Below are 16377 nucleotides of genomic sequence, written 5' to 3'. Positions count from 1 at the left end.
CCATGACCAAGATCGAGACTGTTCTTTATACCGGCAAGACCCACACGACCGGCGGGCGTGACGGATCGGCGCAGAGCGATGATGGCGCGCTGGGCATCAAGCTCTCGCCTCCGGGCAGCGGAAAGCCGGGCACGAATCCCGAACAGCTTTTTGCGGCCGGCTGGTCGGCATGTTTTATCGGCGCCATGACAAAGGCGGCGGCGAAACGCCAGCTCCGGCTTCCCGCCGACACCGCCGTCGATGCGGAAGTCGACCTCGGCACGACGGGCGGCGAGTTCTTCCTGCAGGCTCGCCTGGCGGTAAGCCTGCCCGGGATCGATCGTCCCGTAGCACAGGCCATCATCGAGGATGCCCATCAGATCTGCCCCTATTCGAAGGCAACCAGGGGAAACATCGATGTTACGCTCAAGCTCGCTTAAGCCTGTTGTCTCCGCCCGTGCGCTTGTCATCGCCATCGTGTTTGCGGCGATATTTGCAGCACCGTGCGTATATGATGCAACATCCGACGAGCCCTCGCCGCTTGCGGGACTTCTGGGCGCGGTCTCATCGATGTGACCACAAGGGAACGGCTCGGCGCCCGCCGCAGCCGTTTTCGCGTTTCCACTTCTTCCTGCCGTCCCTCTGATCAACTCAATGAAGCCTGCTTGGGCCCATGCGGCGCGCCTCCAGCGCGTTCCGCGGCGGCCGGACGAGCCGGATTTCCAACCATCTTAAACGAGGCCAGATCAATGCGATCAATTGAACACATCTATATCGACGGTAAATTTGTGGTGCCAGACGGCAATGAACGGCTGGACCTTTTCAATCCGGCAACGGAAGAAAAAATCGGCGATGTCCGGCTTGGCAATGCCGATGATGCAAGGGCCGCAGTGGCAGCCGCGAAACGGGCTTTTCCCGCCATGGCAACATCCACCAAGGCGCAGCGTATCGATATGCTGCGCAGCCTGCGCGATACGATCGAAGAGCGACCGGATGAGCTTACGCAGGTCATGACCGAAGAATACGGCGCGCCCGCTTATTTCACGGCTTTCTCCGTTCAAAACGCAGCGTCGATTTTTGATGTTATGGCTGAGACCGTGGCGAACTACGACTTTGACCGGGTCGTGGGCAAAAGCACCGTCAGGATGCTGCCGCGCGGCGTTCTCGCCGCCATCACGCCCTGGAACAGCAATTTCGGTTTTATCGCCACCAAGCTTGCGCATGCAATCGGTTCAGGCTCATCCCTCGTCATCAAGCCGGCCGAACAGAGTGCGTTTCAGACCGATATTCTGGTGAGAAGGCTGCATCGGGCCGGCCTGCCGGCAGGAGTTTTCAACATTGTCAACGGCACCGGTCCGGTGGTCGGCGCGGCGCTGACGCAGGATCCCGACGTGGCGACCGTCAGTTTCACCGGTTCCACCCAGGCTGCAAAGATCATTCAGCGTGCGGCGATTGACGGCATGAAAAGGGTGGTTCTGGAGCTGGGAGGCAAAGCACCCACCATTATCCTGCCGGATGCCGACCTCGACAAGGCTATACCTGTCGCCCTGATGTCGGGCTTTGCAAACAGCGGCCAGGCCTGCGTCGCGGGTACCCGCATCCTGGCTCCGCGGTCCCGTCTCCCCGAGATTGCCGAGCGGTTGAGGATGGCGGCTGAAAAATTCAAAGTTGGCGATCCCCGTGATCCGGAGGTTCGGGTAGGCCCTCTCGCCAGCCTTGCCCAGTGGGAGAGGATCCAGACTTACATCCGGCTTGGTGTCGAAGAAGGAGCAACCCTGCTGACAGGCGGAACCGGACGACCGGCCGGGATTGAAAAAGGATGGTTCGCCCGCCCGACAATCTTCGCAGATGTCACGAACGAAATGCGCATCGCCCGCGAAGAAATCTTTGGTCCCGTCCTGTGTCTTCTCGCCTATGAGGACGAAGATGAGGCCGTCAAAATCGCCAATGACAGCGACTACGGATTGCAAGCCTATGTGCTTGGATCCGACCTCAGACGTGCCGAACGCATCGCCGAGAGGCTGATGGCCGGCCGCGTCGTCATCAACGGCGCACCGCATGATCCTCGCGCGCCCTTCGGCGGTTTCAAGCAATCCGGTATCGGCAGGGAGATCGGCGCCTTCGGTCTCGACGGCATGCTCGAACCGCGAGCCGTTCTCACCCCGTAACGCGAGAAATCTGCAGCGCCGGTCCCGGCGCACTCTCCGTTCTGCTTCAGGCCGACTTTGTATCCAGACGTGTCAGCCGTGCGAAAACCGACGTTTGATGACGCAACAGCAGGTCGAAAGAAACAGCCGGGATACGATCAACATCTACCTGTTCCGGACGCGACACGGCGTTGGTCATCTCGGACCTCCATCATGAATAACGATATTGCGCCACTTGATGGAGAAGCGTTGTGTCGAGAGTTTTCCATCGAAACCGAAAACGGTACCTCGATGTAGCCTGTCTGGTTGCTGATACAATAAGCTACGGCCGAGGACGGCAATCACATCGATCAGTCTTGAAATTTCGTTTCGTTGTTCGAAGTATCCGGCTTCGCATCGACGCGATTTTCCGCCTCGGCCTGCTGCGACAGGGGAAGCTCCAGTTGGATGTCCTGCATCTCGGGCAGGCTGGCGATGCCGTCACGAAGGACAAGGTCTTCATAAGACAGTTTGAACGGCATCGGAATCTCCTTCCGCGCGGGAAATTGGCCGCCATCCGCTTTTTCCGGCGGCGACCCTTTACCGGTGATCAGCTCTTCACGAAGGCCAGCAGATCCGGATTGATGATGTCGGCATGAGTTGTCAGCATGCCGTGCGGATATCCCTTATACACCTTCAGCGTGCCATTCTTCAGCAATTTGACCGACAATTCGGCAGAATCTGCGATCGGCACGACCTGGTCGTCATCGCCGTGCAGAACGAGCGTCGGCACCGTGATCGCCTTCAGGTCTTCCGTCTGATCGGTTTCCGAGAAGGCCTTGACGCCGTCGTAATGGGCCTTGGCGCTGCCCATCATCCCCTGACGCCACCAGTTCTGGATAACACCGGGAAAGACTTTGGCATCCGGACGATTGAAGCCGTAAAACGGACCGGTCGGCACGTCGAGGAAGAACTGGGCGCGGTTTTCGGCCACACCCTTGCGGAAGCTGTCAAAGACTTCGATCGGCAGACCGCCGGGATTGGAAGGCGTCTTCAGCATCAGTGGCGGAACGGCGGAGACGAGAACGGCCTTGGCGACCCGGCCCTGCGGTTCGCCGAATTTTGCGACATAACGCGCGACCTCACCACCGCCAGTCGAGTGTCCGATATGAACAGCGTTCCTGAGATCGAGATGTTCGGCAACGGCGGATGCATCGGCGGCATAATGATCCATGTCGTGACCGTCGCTCACCTGCTGGGAACGGCCGTGGCCGCGACGGTCATGGGCGACGACGCGGTAACCGTTGTTTACGAAGAACAGCATCTGGGCATCCCAGTCGTCGGAGGATAGCGGCCAGCCGTGATGGAACACGATGGGCTGGGCATCCTTCGGACCCCAATCCTTGAAATAGATATCGACGCCGTCCTTGGTCTTTACGAATGATTCGGTCATTGGAAATGCTCCTTCGTTTCGGGATGAGGTGGATTTTGAAAAGGCTGTTGATGGAACTGCCATCGCAGCGGAAAGCGCGGCACCGGCCACGAGAAGACGTCGTCTCGAAAGCGCCAGCGTAATTGGATCGTCGGTCATGTCGGTTTCCTGCCTGGCTTCAGCGGGAGCGACGGGTGGTTTCGAACAGGAACCATGTGCGGCGCTCGGTCTCGTCGATCCAGTTTTCGATCAGGCTGGTGGTGGCGTGATCGTTGAGGTCGGAGGTGAGGTTGTGCGTTTGTCGCAGGATGGCGGTCAGCTGCTTGTTGTCCTCGCGCAGTTCGGCGAGCATGTCCTCCGGGGTGACGAAGTCGGCATCATTATCAAGGAGACGCTGGAGGCGGCCGATATGACCGATGGAACGGATGGTAGTGCCGCCGACCTTGCGCGCCCTTTCAGCAATGTCGTCGGTCATCGCGAATATCTGCGCTCCCTGTTCGTCCAGCAGCATGTGATAATCACGAAAATGCGGGCCGGAAACATGCCAGTGGAAATTCTTGGTCTTGATGTAGAGCGTGAAGACATCCGCCAGCAGGGCGGTCAATGCGGCGGCGATGTCGCGGCTCGCTTCGGCACCGAGGTCAGTCGGCGTTGCGAGTGGAAGCTTGCGGTTGCTGGCAACTGTGGTCATGTCCATGATCGTTCTCCTTTTGCAATCGACCGCCCGATGTTGAGCGCCCCTGTTGCGGCTGTCTGATCGGCACCGAGGATAGAAAGAAGAATGGCTCGGGAGAAATCGGCTGGTGGTACAGTCCACCCGATACCTAAGTGTAGTTTCGGCGGGTTCCCACCCGGGATAGTTTTTGCCTGTCGCCCCGCCCCAGGGCGATTGGCTCGCAGAAGCCATGAACTCCGGTATCCCCTCTCCCGGAGCCGCGGATCTCCTCCCGATCCGCCAAGGCCGCCCCCGCCGCAGGAGGCGGCCTTTTTCGTTCCGCCCTCCAGGGAGCAGGCAACCTATGCCTGAGTATGATGTTTACCCATCCGCAGTTGCGCTAGCGTCAGCGGGCACGACAATCGTCAATCTGCAAAATCGAAGGAACTCCGACATGGCAGAAGAGCGGCCGGAAGGTATTGAAAAATACGATCATCCCGCTGGCGGCTGGGATGCGTTGAAAGCTGTCGCGAAAACGCTCGCGCATCAGCAGATCGTCGCACAGGGCACGATGACGCTCCTCAAGGCCAATAAGCCCGAAGGTTTCGACTGTCCCGGCTGCGCCTGGCCCGACCCCAAACACACCTCATCGTTCGAGTTCTGTGAAAACGGCGCCAAGGCAATCACCTGGGAATCGACGGCGAAACGATCCGGACCCGAATTTTTCGCGCAGCATACGGTTTCCGAGCTGTGGCAATGGACCGATCACAAGCTTGAGGATGCCGGCCGGCTAACCCTTCCCCTGCATTACAATTCCGAGAAGGACCGCTATGAACCGATCGCCTGGGACGATGCCTTCAGCCTGATCGCACGGGAACTCAACAAGCTTGACGACCCCGACAAGGCTGAATTCTACACGTCCGGCCGGGCATCCAATGAGGCTGCGTTTCTCTACCAGCTTTTCGTGCGCGCCTATGGCACGAACAATTTCCCTGACTGTTCCAACATGTGCCATGAGGCGACAAGCGTCGGCCTTCCAAAATCCATCGGTGTCGGCAAAGGCACGGTGACGCTGGAGGATTTCGATCATGCCGATGCGATCTTCAGCTTCGGCCACAATCCCGGCACTAACCATCCCCGCATGATGACGACTCTGCATAATGCCGCAAAACGCGGCGTGCCGATCGTCGTGTTCAATCCGCTGAAGGAACGCGCGCTCGAACGGTTCGCCGCGCCGCAGGACCCGATCGAGATGGCGACGCTCTCTTCGACGCCAATCGCCTCCGCCTATCACCAGCTTCGCACCGGAGGCGATCTCGCCGCCCTCAAGGGCATTATGAAGGCGGTGTTCGAACTCGATGCGGAGAGCCTTCAGGCGGACCGCGGCGGCGTACTCGACCGGGCTTTCATCGAGCAACATACCGCAGGCCTCGACGCGCTTCGCGCCGATATCGACGCGACGTCCTGGGATATGATCTGCTCAGTCAGCGGGCTGACGAAGGAGGCTATAGAGAGTGTTGCGAGGATTTATGTGAACGCTTCTAACGTCATCATCTGTTACGGCATGGGTCTAACCCAGCACGCCAAGGGTACCAGCAACGTACAGCAGATCGCCAATCTCCTGCTGCTGCGTGGAAATATGGGTCGCCCCGGGGCGGGAATAGCGCCCATTCGTGGCCATTCCAATGTTCAGGGGGACCGTACCGTCGGCATTACCGAAATCCCGAACAAGGCGCTGTTGGACGGCATGGAGCGCGCTTTCGGTTTCCGCCCATCTGCGGAGAAGGGTCACAACGCGATAGAAGCCGTGGAGGCAATCATCGCCGGCAAATCCCGCGCACTTATCTGCCTCGGCGGCAATCTCGCCGTCGCCATGTCGGATACAGGCGCGACCTTCGAGGGCATGCGCAACCTCGATCTGGCCGTTCATATCGCAACGAAGCTCAACCGCTCTCATCTTTTGACAGCAAAGACATCGCTGATCCTGCCTTGCCTTGGACGCACCGATCTGGATACTCAGGCGTCAGGACCGCAGGCTGTAACAGTCGAGGATTCGATGTCGATGGTGCATGCCTCTCGCGGTTTCCTCAATCCACCAGGGGAACTGGTGAGGTCAGAGCCCGCCATCATCGCCGGCATCGCCAAGGCGACCGTCGGAAACCGTCACGGAATTGATTGGGACTGGCTGATTGCCGATTACGACCGAATCCGTGACAAGATCGAAGAGGTCTTTCCAGATTTCAGGGATTTCAACAGCCGGGTTCGGGTAAAAGGCGGTTTTCGCCTTGATGTCGCGGCCTCCTTCCGCCGTTGGAACACGCAGAGCGGCAGGGCCAATTTCCTCGTCGCCACAGGACTTGAGGAAGACCCGCTCATCTCCAATCCGGAAGCACTCGTGCTGACCACGATCCGCAGTCACGATCAGTACAATACGACGATCTATGGCATGGATGACCGTTATCGCGGCGTCTTCGGCCGAAGGGACATCATCTTCATGAACCGGCACGACCTTGCCGCGCGCGGCCTGAAGGATGGTGATCGCATCGATATCCACGGCATCGGCCCGGAAAATGAGGGCCGACACCTCGTTCAGGGTTTCACGGCGGTCGAATACAATATCCCGAAGGGATCGGCCGCAGGCTATTATCCGGAGATGAATGCGGTGGTGGCGCTCGGCCATTATGACCGCCTTTCCGGAACGCCTTCCTACAAGGGTGTCCCGATCACGGTGAGTCCGGCAGCCGCCTGACGCCCGGAGGCCCGGCGCGCAATGCAACGGTCTTTGCACGCTCTTTTCCCCACCGTTTGGGCTGGACGTCACCTCGGGCCATCAGGCATGGCCTGTGGAAGACGGGCCATATATGCGGATTTTTCGATATATCGCCGTGCCGTTTTACCGCTATCCTGACGTTTCGACGACGGTGGCAACCAAGACCTATGTATAGGTCAGGTTGTGCTGAAAAAACCGTATTGTCGGCAAAAATCGCATCGGGGGAACAATGTCGATTGCGTCAAGGATGTTTCGCGCGCGCGAACCGGAAGGTGGAGCGCACCATCTGGCCTTTGGCCTTGGGGCGCTGGCGCTGGCGGCCGCGGTATTTTACGTTGATACCTATACCGACATAGAAGGCGCGATCGCGGTGCTTTATGTCATCACGGTCCTTTTGGCCGCGCAGACTGTAAGCTGGTCGGGACTGATCGTGATCTCCTGCGCCTGCGCCATTCTTTCCCTCCTGTCCTATGCAGCGACCCACGCGCAGGATGCGGATTTCCAGTCGGCGCTTCGGTTGGTCGTCGCCCTTGCGGCACTTGCCGTCACCACCATGCTGCTTTTGAAAACCGAGACCGCCCGGCTGGCAATGTTGTCCGTCAATGCGGCGCTGAAGGAAAGCGAGGAGCGTTATCGCTCCATTTTCGACCGTACGCGCGTCGCACTTTGGGAACGCGACTATTCGAAGCTTCACGCCCTGCTGATGGGCCTCAAGCAACGGGGCATCACCGACATGCGGGCCCATGCCCGCGCCAATCCGGGTTTTACGCAGCAATGCATCGATCTCATCACCGTCGTTGCATCGAATGAAGCCGGAAAGGAAATGCTGGGTTACGATTCCTCTATCCGCGGCACCCTTCAGCGGTCAGTCGTGTCTTCGTCCGGCAAGTTCGTCGATGTGCTGCAGGCGATCATCGACAATCAGGGTGTCTTTGAAGACAAGGTGGTGGTGCGCACCGACAGCGGCGAAGACAAGCTGGTGCTTCTTTCAATCAGTTTCCCCGCGGAGGCGGCCTCCTTCAATCGTGTGGTGGTCAGCATGGTGGATATCACCCAGCGCGAAATGGCGCTGAAGGCGCTGGCCGAGGCACAGGCGGAATTGACAAAGGCCTCGAAGGCGGCGGCCGTCGGAGCCATGTCCGCATCGCTCTCCCACGAACTGAACCAGCCGCTTGGCGCCATCATCGTCAATGCGCAGACGTTGCTGCGCTGGCTCGATCGCGATCCGCCGGATCTCGCCGCCGCCCGCCGCTCGGCCGAACGCATGATCCGCGACGGGCAGCGCGCTAGTGAAATCATCCAGAACACGCGCAGCCTGCTCGCCCATACGAGCGGCAAGGTGGAAACCTTCGACCTCGATGAGTTTATCGATGAAACGCTAAGCCTTCTCGAACATGAGCTGGAACGCAGCAGAACCACGGTGCATGTAGAAAAAGCGGTAACGCCGCCGATAACAGCCGTCAGGATCGAATTGCAGCAGGTCCTCATCAATCTTCTCACAAACGCCATTCAGGCCATGGAAGAGGCGGGCACCGGCAATCGCACCATCACGGTGCGGAAGGAACGTGAAGACAGTGACAATATTCATATTGCGGTTCACGACAACGGACCGGGTTTCCCGGCGCAGATGAAGGAAAAGCTGTTTTCGCCGTTTTTCACGACCAAGGAAAGGGGAATGGGCATGGGGCTTTCCATCTGCCGCACGACACTGGAAGCACGGGGCGGCAGGCTTACCGGTGACAATCATCCTCTCGGCGGGGCGGTCTTTACCATTTCCATGCCGATCAGCCAGGAGATGGAACATGCCTGAGCCACGCAAGACGACAAAGGAGCCGCCGTCACCCATCGTGTTCATCGTCGACGACGATGTGTCGATGCGCGAGGCGCTCACCGATCTTTTCCGCTCCATGAAGTTCGATGCCGAGGCTTTCGACAGCGCCGGCGCCTTTCTTGAAAAAGCCAATCTGAACCGGCCTGGCTGCCTGCTGCTTGATGTGCGGCTTCCGGGCATAAGCGGCCTGGATTTCCAGATGCAGCTGGAACGCGTCGGCAACCGGATGCCGATCATTTTCATGACCGGCTTCGGCGATATTCCGATGAGCGTGCGGGCGATGAAGGCGGGCGCCGTGGATTTTCTGACCAAGCCCTTCAAGGAACAGGACATTCTCGACGCCGTCGCGGCCGCGATGGAGCGGGATGCGTCACGACGCCGCGAAAGCGCCCGGAACGACGCCGTCACCTCCCTTGCCGAACAGCTGACGCCAAGAGAACGCGAGGTCATGGGCGCGGTTGTCCGCGGCCTGATGAACAAGCAGATCGCCTACGAGCTCGGCATAAGCGAGGTCACCGTGAAGCTGCATCGGGGCAATGTCATGCGCAAGATGGAGGCGAGATCCGTCGCCGATCTCGTGCGCAAAGCGGAGCTGATCGGCGAGAAGCTGCGGCCACCTGTATCTTAGTATGGTATCTTTGATAGCGGCATGGGCGCATAGAAGAAGAAAGAAAAACAGAAAAGGTCGCTTTCATTGCCCCCCGTTCCCGTCATTGCTGTCGTCGACGACGATCCCGCCATTCGCGAAGCCATGGATGATCTGATCATGTCCTTTGGTTACGAATGCCGCCTGTTTGCTTCCGCCGAAGAGTTCCTGGAATCGAAGCAGCAGGCGGGCATTGACTGCATCGTCGTGGACGTGAAAATGCCCGGTCTTTCCGGCATCGAGTTGCAGAGCGAGCTGAACCGGCGCGGCGACCATCCGCCCATGATCTTCGTCACCTCCTATCAGGATGAGCGCACCCGGAACGCGGCTTTGAACGGCGGCGCATTGGCCTTTCTCGGCAAGCCAGTCAATATCGTCAGTCTGATCGGATGCCTGCAATCCGTGCTCAACGCGCAATCCTGACGACAATCTTTCCCCAGTGAAATCCGTCGCTATTTCATGCTCCGACGCCTGCGTCCGGGCATGCGTTGTCGTTGGGCGAGCGCCATTTCCTGGATTCTTTCGCCGCCAAGACGTTCCGCTATACGAACTAGACCTCTGTATAGATGCCGGCCCCGCCTCTCCGCCGTAACCTTTGCTCCAGTCAAGCGCCTCCCTTCCGGACGCTCCCGACAACACCACCACCCATTTCAGGAGCAGGGCATGACCTCCATCAGCAAGAATGCCGACGCGCAAAGACGGCGTCACCTCAAGGTCGCAGCAATGTTGGTACTGGGTGCGGTCGCCTTGTTCGGAGGAAATGTATTCCTGATCAGGGATAGCGAGCCGGCGCTCGCGGCCTCCGAAGACGTCGCATCAGCCAGCGCCTTCCGCATCCTCACACCGCAGACGATCGACAGGCCTTACGGACATTCCGCGCCTGTCGCGTCTGTCGGCGATGCAACCGAAGGCAAAGAGACTGTAGCGGCCACCGACGACACATCCTGCGTCGCCATGCGCGCCGCCCGAAAAACGGACCGGCACGACACGCTGGATCCAAAAGCCTTCTGTCAGCTCCAACACCGCCTCTTCAATGCCGAGCTGATCGACCGCATCGCCTTGCTCCAACTCGCATCACAGACCCACACAATCGACACCTCGTCCCAACTCGCTATGAACAAGGAGTTCTGAAATGGAAACGTTGACCAGACGCGCAGTCCTCGCAATCGGCGCCGTCGGCGGCACCGCCCTTGCCGCCAGCGCGGCCGGAGCAGCATCTTTCGGCAATCCCGATCAGCCCGCCGAGGGAGCAATTAATGCCAATGCCGCCGGCCTCAGCGATCCCGGCCCGAAGAACCCTGCGATCAACAACCAGTTTCCGTCTTTCCAGAGCCCACCGGCGACCGATGTCGGCGACATGCAGCTTTTCTGGGGTTCGTTCAACAACGCCGCCAAACGTATCCAGAATGGCGGCTGGGCACGTCAGGTGACCAAGTCGGACTTCGCGATTTCGGATGCCGTGTCCGGCGTCAACATGCGGCTCGGACCGGGCGGCATTCGTGAGATGCACTGGCACCGCGCCGCAGAATGGGCCATCATGACCAACGGGCGTTGCCGCATCACCGTGCTCGATACGCAGGGCCGCGCTTATGTGCAGGATGTGGAGGCCGGTGATCTCTGGTATTTTCCGGCCGGCTACCCCCATTCGCTGCAGGGACTTGGTCCCGACGGTTGCGAATTCGTCATCGTGTTCGACGAAGGCGACCAGTCCGAATATGGCACCCTGCTTCTCACCGACTGGTTGGCGCATACCTCTCCCGAACTTCTGGCCAAGAATTTCGGCATCGCGCCGGACGTGTTCCGGACCATTCCACTGCAGAACCTCTGGATATTCCAGGGCAAGGAGCCGGGACCGCTCTCCCGGGATCAGGAAGCCGTTGCCGGCGCGGGGCTTCCCCCGTTTCCGTTCACCTATAAGCTCGCGGCATCAAAGCCACTGAAGGAAAACGCTGCCGGCGTCATTCGCCTCGCCGACAGCAGCGCCTTTACGGTGTCCAAAACCATCGCCGCCGCCATCGAAACGATCAAGCCCGGCGGGGTGCGCGAAATGCACTGGCACCCCAACGCGGACGAATGGCAATACTGGATCAAGGGTGAAGGCCGGATGACCGTGTTCGACGCGGGGCCACGCAGCCAGACCGCGGATTTCCGTGCTGGCGACATTGGCTACGTGAAGAGGAGCCAGGGCCACATCATCGAAAATACCGGCAAGACCGACCTGCAATTCGTCGCGGTCTTCAAGACCGCCGAATACCAGGAGGTCAGCCTGTCGTCCTGGCTGACCCACACCCCGCCGGCGCTCGTAGCCCAGCACCTCAACGTCAGCATCGAGGATGTGGCGAAGTTTCCCGCAAACCAGCCGGCGATCATGCCGGGCTGAACATCCTGCCCACACTTTGACCGGCGTTTCGGCATACCCGATCCGCAGGTCTTCCAAGACAGGACGCAACGCAAAACCAGGATCAACAGTCAGGAACAGCCATGAAACCATTGACGATCCGGATCGCCGGCGGCTCGCTTGCCGGTCTCTTCACGGCGATATTGCTTCAGCAGGACGGGCACGATGTGAAAGTCTACGAGCGCTCTGCATCCGGCCTCGCAGGGCGTGGTGCAGGACTGGTGCCGCAGCAGGAATTATTCGAGGTTCTGGACCAGATCGGCTGCGAAGACGTCTCCCATGTCGGTGTGGTTGCAAAGGAGCGCATCTACCTCGACGCCGGCGGCCACGTCGCCCAGCGCCAGAAGACGCCGCAGATGCAGATTTCATGGGACTATCTCTTCGAGCGCGTATCCTCCCGCCTCCTCGCCGATACCTATCGTCTCGGACATCATATCAACGCGGTTCGGGAAGGCCCTGATGGAGTGACACTATCCTTCACCGACGGCACGGAAGACCGCGCCGATCTGGTGATCGGCGCGGATGGCCTGGGTTCGGTCATCCGCAAGGCGGTTAATCGCCATTCAGAAAACGCCTTTGCGGGTTACGTCGCCTGGCGCGGACTGATCCGGGAAACCAAATTGCCGGCCGATGCATCCCTGCTGCTCGACCGCTTCGCTTTTTATATCGCACCCGGCATTCATGTTTTGGGTTACCTCGTGCCAGGCCCAAAGGGTGAGACACAACAGGGACAGCGCCGCTACAACTGGGTGTGGTATCGCCCCACCCTGGCTGACGAGCTGCCCCGCACCTTCGCCGGCCGCGACGGCAGGCATTTCGAGCATTCGCTCCCCCGAGGTGAGCTGGCCGAACAGCGCCGCGAGCAACTGCGCAGGGACGCGTTTTCCCTTTTGCCGCCGCAACTGGCTCTTGCGGTGGAAGCCGAGGAAACCCCATCGATCCAGGGCATTTTTGACTATGAGGCTGAACAGATGGTGTCGCCACATATGGCGCTGGTCGGGGATTCCGCCTTTGTGGTTCGCCCTCACACCGCAATGGGCGTTTCCAAGGCCGCAGGCGACGCAATGGCACTACGCGACGCCCTGCGACAGACGGACGACCTGCCTGCAGCCCTTTCACGATATCAGAAAACCCGCCTGCCGGTGGGCAAGTCAATTGCCGCCTATGGCCGGAGGCTTGCCGAGACCGCGATCTGACGACGGGTCAAAATCAGGTCCGCCCGGCGTCATTGTCGTCCGGGAGCTTGTGCCTACGGCTAAGCGTAGGGGGTCATCCGGATTTTGCGATCAGCGAGCGAAATCGCTCGCTCATTTCAGGGTTGGCGGGATTATAGACCATCATGTTGAGATCCGAGCGTCCCTCCACCGCAAAGCATGAAAACTCCAGTTCGATTGTTCCCAGAACCGGATGGTGTAGGCGCTTGAGGCCCTCGTGCATGCTTGTGACCTCGTTGTCATCCCACATGGCCTTGAATTCGGAGCTGGCGGCCGAGAGCTCATCGACAAGTTGCTGGATGCCTGCGCCAGCGCCGGCGCGCGCGGCATCTGCCCGGAACGCGCCGACCACGTAGCGGGCGACATTGCGCCAGTCCTCCTGGGCAGTGCGCACCCGTTCATCGGAGAAAATCAGACGCAGAATGTTGCGGTTCTCCCTCGCCAGTTTGCTGTAATCCGTGAGGATGACGGCGGCGGCCCGGTTCCATGCCAGGACGTCCCATGTCGCCGTTCTGATGATCGCGGGGCTGAAGGGCAACGCGTCAAGCACGCCCTGAAGACGGGGCGTTATCGTCTCGGGCTGGCGATAACGCTGCTCGGGCGGATGTCCGAAGGCCAATATATGCAGGTGGTCGCGCTCGGGATCGGTCAGCATCAGTCCTTTGGCGATACGATCCAGCACATCCGCCGAGGGCGAACCGCCGCGACCCTGCTCCAGCCACGTATACCAGGTCGGACTTATGTTGGCACGCTGGGCGACCTCCTCCCGCCGCAGACCCGGTGTGCGGCGGCGGCCGATGGGAAAACCAAACGTTGCAGGATCAAGCCGCAGGCGGCGATCGCGCAGGAAGGTGCTAAGTGCATTCTCCGTCATTACATTTCTCGCCGCAGCCTGTTGAGAATTATACCATGATAAAGTCACTACTTTAACAGGACAATTCTTCATGAGATCACCCTCCCCGTCAACGCGGGAGATTTTGTATGCGTGTTTTTCTGACAGGTGCCACCGGGTTCATCGGCTCCCGGATTCTTCGTGAACTGCTCATCGACGGCCATGAGGTAGTCGGCCTCACCCGCTCGGAGGCCGGCGCAAAAGCGCTGCAGGCCGCTGGAGCTTCCGCCCACATCGCAACGCTGGAAGATGCGGCCAGACTCGCCGGGGGTGCAGAGACTGCCGATGCCGTCATCCATACGGCTTTCGACCATGATTTCGCGAATTTCGCCGCCAATTGCGAAAAGGATCGCCGGGTGATCGCGGCGCTCGGTGCCGTATTGGCTGGTTCCGACAGGCCGATGCTCATCACCTCAGGGGTCGGCATGGGTGACCCCGGCAATGGCGAACCCGCCCGGGAGGATGTGTTCGATACGCATCATTTCAATCCGCGCATCGCCTCGGAACTCGCGGGCCAGGAGCAATTGCAGGCGGGCGTCAATCTCGGCGTCGTCCGGCTCCCGCAGGTGCATGACACGGTAAAACAGGGCCTCATCTCGCCCTATATCGAGATGTCGCGCGAAAAAGGCATCGTCGCTTATGTCGAGGATGGCGGCAATCGCTGGTCAGCCGGGCATGTGGACGATGTGGCGAAGCTCTACGTGATGGCGCTCCTTCGGGCGGAGCGGGGTGCTCGCTATAATGCCGTGGCGGAAGAAGGCGTTATGGTGCGCGATATTGCCGGGATAGTTGCCGAGAGGCTTGGGCTGCCGCTCGTTTCCATAGGCAAAGAGGACGCCGCCGGCCATTTCGGCTGGTTTGCCCTGTTCGCCGCCATGGATCTTACGGCCTCCAGCGCGCTCACCCGGGAGAAACTCGGCTGGATACCGACTGGACCGGGCCTGCTCGACGATCTCAGAGCCATGGACTACGCGACGATCAAATAACCGGCAGGCAGGCGTCCGCCTCACGCCTGTCGTCAGGATCAGATGCGGCGAAGATGGCAACACGGCAGCACCGGGAAAACCGATGCTGCTTCCAAACATGGTGGATGTTCAGGTGGCAGGCATCACTTGCCCGACGCCCGTCTGCCAAGGCCCAGCAGGTGGTAAAAGGCAATCGCTCCGATTGTTGCCGTGCCGATGCCATCGAGCGTGAAACCCGCGACATTGAGCTTGAAGTTGCCGGCACCCAGCACCAGAGCGATACCCACGGTGATGAGGTTGCGCGGCTCGGAAAAATCGACCCTGTTTTCAACCCAGATCCGCCCAGCTGTCGCCGCGATGAGGCCGAAGACCACGACGGAAAGGCCGCCGATGACCGGTCCGGGAATGGTCTGAATGAGCGCACCGAATTTCGGCGAAAAGCCGAGAATGATGGCCACCAGTGCAGCTACGACGAAGACGAGCGTCGAAAAAATGCGGGTTATCGCCATGACACCCATGTTTTCGGCATAGGTCGTCATGCCGGTGCCACCGAAGGCGCCTGAGAACATCGTCGCAATGCCGTCACCGATAAAGGCGCGACCGAGATAACGATCGAGGTTCTGCCCGGTCATCGCGCCTATCGCCTTGATATGCCCTAGATTTTCCGCCACGAGGATGACGACGACCGGAGCAATCAGCGCAATCGCGGAGCCGGAAAATACCGGCGCGGTGAATGTCGGCAGACCGAACCACGATGCGGCCGCAACGCCTGCAAAATCGACCGGTTTGCCGAGACCGAGGCCGTTCGCCACCACGAGATAAGCGATATAGGCAATCGCGCCGCCGAGAAGAATGGGCAAGCGGCGCGCCATGCCGGGCGCGTAGACAGCAATCGCGCCGACCGATGTGACAGTCAGGATCGCAATCCAGCGCGACAGCTGGTCGCCGTCGGGATTGCCCGGGCCGGAGCCGGAAGCGCTTGCAATCGCAATGGGTGCGAGAACGAGACCGATTGCCGCAACGATCGCGCCGGTCAGAACCGGCGGCATCAGCTTTTCGATCCAGTCATGGCCGGCGATCATGACGATGACGCCGATCAGGGCATAAAGCACACCTGCGGCGATGATGCCGCCGAGCGCCAGCGCGATATCAGGACTCGCCGCGCCCGCGGCCGCACCCGTTGCCACGAGCACCGGTCCGATGAACGCAAAGGAAGAGCCAAGATAGCTCGGGACACGTCCGCCAACGGCGATGAAAAAAATCAGTGTCGAGATGCCCGAAAACAGGATAGAGACGTTCGGATCAAACCCCATGATCAATGGTGCAAGAACCGTCGATCCGAACATCGCCACGACATGCTGAAGACCGAGCACCGCGGTCTGCCCCGCAGGCAGACGCTCATCGGGCAGGATGCGCCCTTCGGTTTTCAGTCGCCAGCGTGGAAAATAACCACCGGTATCACTCATGTC

16 protein-coding genes are annotated in these 16377 nt (G+C 59.9%); 10 read left to right on the top strand and 6 right to left on the bottom strand.

The genetic code is table 11. From position 1 onward, the window contains the following. The first annotated feature begins 2 nt into the window (after positions 1-2). A complete protein-coding gene (locus PIB16_RS25255) occupies positions 3-419 on the top strand; it encodes an organic hydroperoxide resistance protein (protein WP_271046576.1) in 417 nt (138 codons plus the stop codon). A gap of 309 nt (positions 420-728) precedes the next feature. Next, entirely contained in the window at positions 729-2147 is a 1419-nt protein-coding gene (locus tag PIB16_RS25250) for an aldehyde dehydrogenase family protein (RefSeq protein ID WP_271046575.1), read from the top strand. A gap of 46 nt (positions 2148-2193) precedes the next feature. Here the strand turns inward: PIB16_RS25250 and PIB16_RS25245 are convergent, their stop codons facing one another. The 4 genes from PIB16_RS25245 to PIB16_RS25230 all read right to left on the bottom strand — a co-directional run bounded on the left by PIB16_RS25245 (position 2194) and on the right by PIB16_RS25230 (position 4234). Next, positions 2194-2325: a hypothetical protein gene (locus tag PIB16_RS25245; RefSeq protein ID WP_271046574.1), complete on the bottom strand. Its 132-nt coding sequence runs from the start codon at positions 2323-2325 to the stop codon at positions 2194-2196. 151 nt (positions 2326-2476) lie between these two features. Further along, positions 2477-2647, bottom strand: coding sequence for a hypothetical protein (locus PIB16_RS25240; RefSeq protein WP_271046573.1), 171 nt, complete (start codon positions 2645-2647; stop codon positions 2477-2479). 68 nt (positions 2648-2715) lie between these two features. Next, positions 2716-3696 carry an alpha/beta fold hydrolase gene (locus PIB16_RS25235; RefSeq protein ID WP_271046572.1) on the bottom strand — a complete coding sequence of 327 codons (981 nt, stop codon included), beginning with the start codon at positions 3694-3696 and terminating at the stop codon, positions 2716-2718. A 19-nt stretch (positions 3697-3715) separates the two neighbouring features. Beyond that, the gene (locus tag PIB16_RS25230; protein WP_065656035.1) at positions 3716-4234 is read right to left on the bottom strand and encodes a Dps family protein; all 519 of its coding nucleotides are present in this window, start codon (positions 4232-4234) and stop codon (positions 3716-3718) included. 412 nt (positions 4235-4646) lie between these two features. On the opposite strand from PIB16_RS25230, the gene PIB16_RS25225 reads away from it, so the two are divergent. The 7 genes from PIB16_RS25225 (at position 4647) to PIB16_RS25195 (ending at position 13033) form a co-directional block, all read left to right on the top strand. Next, the gene (locus PIB16_RS25225) at positions 4647-6941 is read left to right on the top strand and encodes an FdhF/YdeP family oxidoreductase (RefSeq protein ID WP_271046571.1); all 2295 of its coding nucleotides are present in this window, start codon (positions 4647-4649) and stop codon (positions 6939-6941) included. Between the two features lie 250 nt (positions 6942-7191). Continuing rightward, positions 7192-8772: a PAS domain-containing sensor histidine kinase gene (locus PIB16_RS25220; RefSeq protein WP_271046570.1), complete on the top strand. Its 1581-nt coding sequence runs from the start codon at positions 7192-7194 to the stop codon at positions 8770-8772. Next, the gene (locus PIB16_RS25215) at positions 8765-9421 is read left to right on the top strand and encodes a response regulator transcription factor (RefSeq protein ID WP_271046569.1); all 657 of its coding nucleotides are present in this window, start codon (positions 8765-8767) and stop codon (positions 9419-9421) included. Before PIB16_RS25220 ends, PIB16_RS25215 begins: the two co-directional genes overlap by 8 nt. Positions 9422-9487: 66 nt before the next feature. Then, positions 9488-9862 carry a response regulator transcription factor gene (locus PIB16_RS25210; RefSeq protein WP_080820869.1) on the top strand — a complete coding sequence of 125 codons (375 nt, stop codon included), beginning with the start codon at positions 9488-9490 and terminating at the stop codon, positions 9860-9862. A 240-nt stretch (positions 9863-10102) separates the two neighbouring features. Beyond that, positions 10103-10570: a hypothetical protein gene (locus PIB16_RS25205; protein WP_271046568.1), complete on the top strand. Its 468-nt coding sequence runs from the start codon at positions 10103-10105 to the stop codon at positions 10568-10570. A gap of 1 nt (position 10571) precedes the next feature. Further along, positions 10572-11819: an oxalate decarboxylase family bicupin gene (locus tag PIB16_RS25200; RefSeq protein ID WP_125146344.1), complete on the top strand. Its 1248-nt coding sequence runs from the start codon at positions 10572-10574 to the stop codon at positions 11817-11819. A gap of 101 nt (positions 11820-11920) precedes the next feature. Further along, complete coding sequence (locus tag PIB16_RS25195) at positions 11921-13033, top strand: FAD binding domain-containing protein (RefSeq protein WP_271046567.1); 1113 nt, start codon at positions 11921-11923, stop codon at positions 13031-13033. Positions 13034-13106: 73 nt separating this feature from the next. Here PIB16_RS25195 and PIB16_RS25190 read toward each other — a convergent pair whose 3' ends face one another. After that, positions 13107-13925, bottom strand: coding sequence for a helix-turn-helix transcriptional regulator (locus PIB16_RS25190; RefSeq protein WP_078053581.1), 819 nt, complete (start codon positions 13923-13925; stop codon positions 13107-13109). A 107-nt stretch (positions 13926-14032) separates the two neighbouring features. Here PIB16_RS25190 and PIB16_RS25185 point away from each other — a divergent pair, with 107 nt between their 5' ends. Beyond that, on the top strand, positions 14033-14929 hold the full coding sequence (locus tag PIB16_RS25185) for an SDR family oxidoreductase (RefSeq protein WP_271046566.1): 897 nt from the start codon (positions 14033-14035) through the stop codon (positions 14927-14929). A 122-nt stretch (positions 14930-15051) separates the two neighbouring features. Here the strand turns inward: PIB16_RS25185 and PIB16_RS25180 are convergent, their stop codons facing one another. Continuing rightward, entirely contained in the window at positions 15052-16374 is a 1323-nt protein-coding gene (locus PIB16_RS25180; RefSeq protein ID WP_078053583.1) for a solute carrier family 23 protein, read from the bottom strand. Positions 16375-16377 lie beyond the last annotated feature (3 nt).

The sequence above is a fragment of the Agrobacterium sp. ST15.13.015 genome, assembly GCF_027871645.1.
In the GTDB taxonomy this organism is placed as follows: Bacteria; Pseudomonadota; Alphaproteobacteria; order Rhizobiales; family Rhizobiaceae; genus Agrobacterium; species Agrobacterium leguminum.
Note: the sequence above shows the minus strand (reverse complement) of the source record. Positions and strands in the feature narration are given on the sequence as shown.

What these genes read in the sequence shown, in the direction of transcription:
- PIB16_RS25230 (WP_065656035.1), bottom strand. Translation starts at nt 4,234, where the DNA reads ATGGACATGACCACAGTTGCCAGCAACCGCAAGCTTCCACTCGCAACG.
- PIB16_RS25255 (WP_271046576.1), top strand. Translation starts at nt 3, where the DNA reads ATGACCAAGATCGAGACTGTTCTTTATACCGGCAAGACCCACACGACC.
- PIB16_RS25190 (WP_078053581.1), bottom strand. Translation starts at nt 13,925, where the DNA reads ATGACGGAGAATGCACTTAGCACCTTCCTGCGCGATCGCCGCCTGCGG.
- PIB16_RS25215 (WP_271046569.1), top strand. Translation starts at nt 8,765, where the DNA reads ATGCCTGAGCCACGCAAGACGACAAAGGAGCCGCCGTCACCCATCGTG.
- PIB16_RS25180 (WP_078053583.1), bottom strand. Translation starts at nt 16,374, where the DNA reads ATGAGTGATACCGGTGGTTATTTTCCACGCTGGCGACTGAAAACCGAA.
- PIB16_RS25220 (WP_271046570.1), top strand. Translation starts at nt 7,192, where the DNA reads ATGTCGATTGCGTCAAGGATGTTTCGCGCGCGCGAACCGGAAGGTGGA.
- PIB16_RS25250 (WP_271046575.1), top strand. Translation starts at nt 729, where the DNA reads ATGCGATCAATTGAACACATCTATATCGACGGTAAATTTGTGGTGCCA.
- PIB16_RS25185 (WP_271046566.1), top strand. Translation starts at nt 14,033, where the DNA reads ATGCGTGTTTTTCTGACAGGTGCCACCGGGTTCATCGGCTCCCGGATT.
- PIB16_RS25205 (WP_271046568.1), top strand. Translation starts at nt 10,103, where the DNA reads ATGACCTCCATCAGCAAGAATGCCGACGCGCAAAGACGGCGTCACCTC.
- PIB16_RS25225 (WP_271046571.1), top strand. Translation starts at nt 4,647, where the DNA reads ATGGCAGAAGAGCGGCCGGAAGGTATTGAAAAATACGATCATCCCGCT.
- PIB16_RS25195 (WP_271046567.1), top strand. Translation starts at nt 11,921, where the DNA reads ATGAAACCATTGACGATCCGGATCGCCGGCGGCTCGCTTGCCGGTCTC.
- PIB16_RS25245 (WP_271046574.1), bottom strand. Translation starts at nt 2,325, where the DNA reads ATGACCAACGCCGTGTCGCGTCCGGAACAGGTAGATGTTGATCGTATC.
- PIB16_RS25200 (WP_125146344.1), top strand. Translation starts at nt 10,572, where the DNA reads ATGGAAACGTTGACCAGACGCGCAGTCCTCGCAATCGGCGCCGTCGGC.
- PIB16_RS25240 (WP_271046573.1), bottom strand. Translation starts at nt 2,647, where the DNA reads ATGCCGTTCAAACTGTCTTATGAAGACCTTGTCCTTCGTGACGGCATC.
- PIB16_RS25235 (WP_271046572.1), bottom strand. Translation starts at nt 3,696, where the DNA reads ATGACCGACGATCCAATTACGCTGGCGCTTTCGAGACGACGTCTTCTC.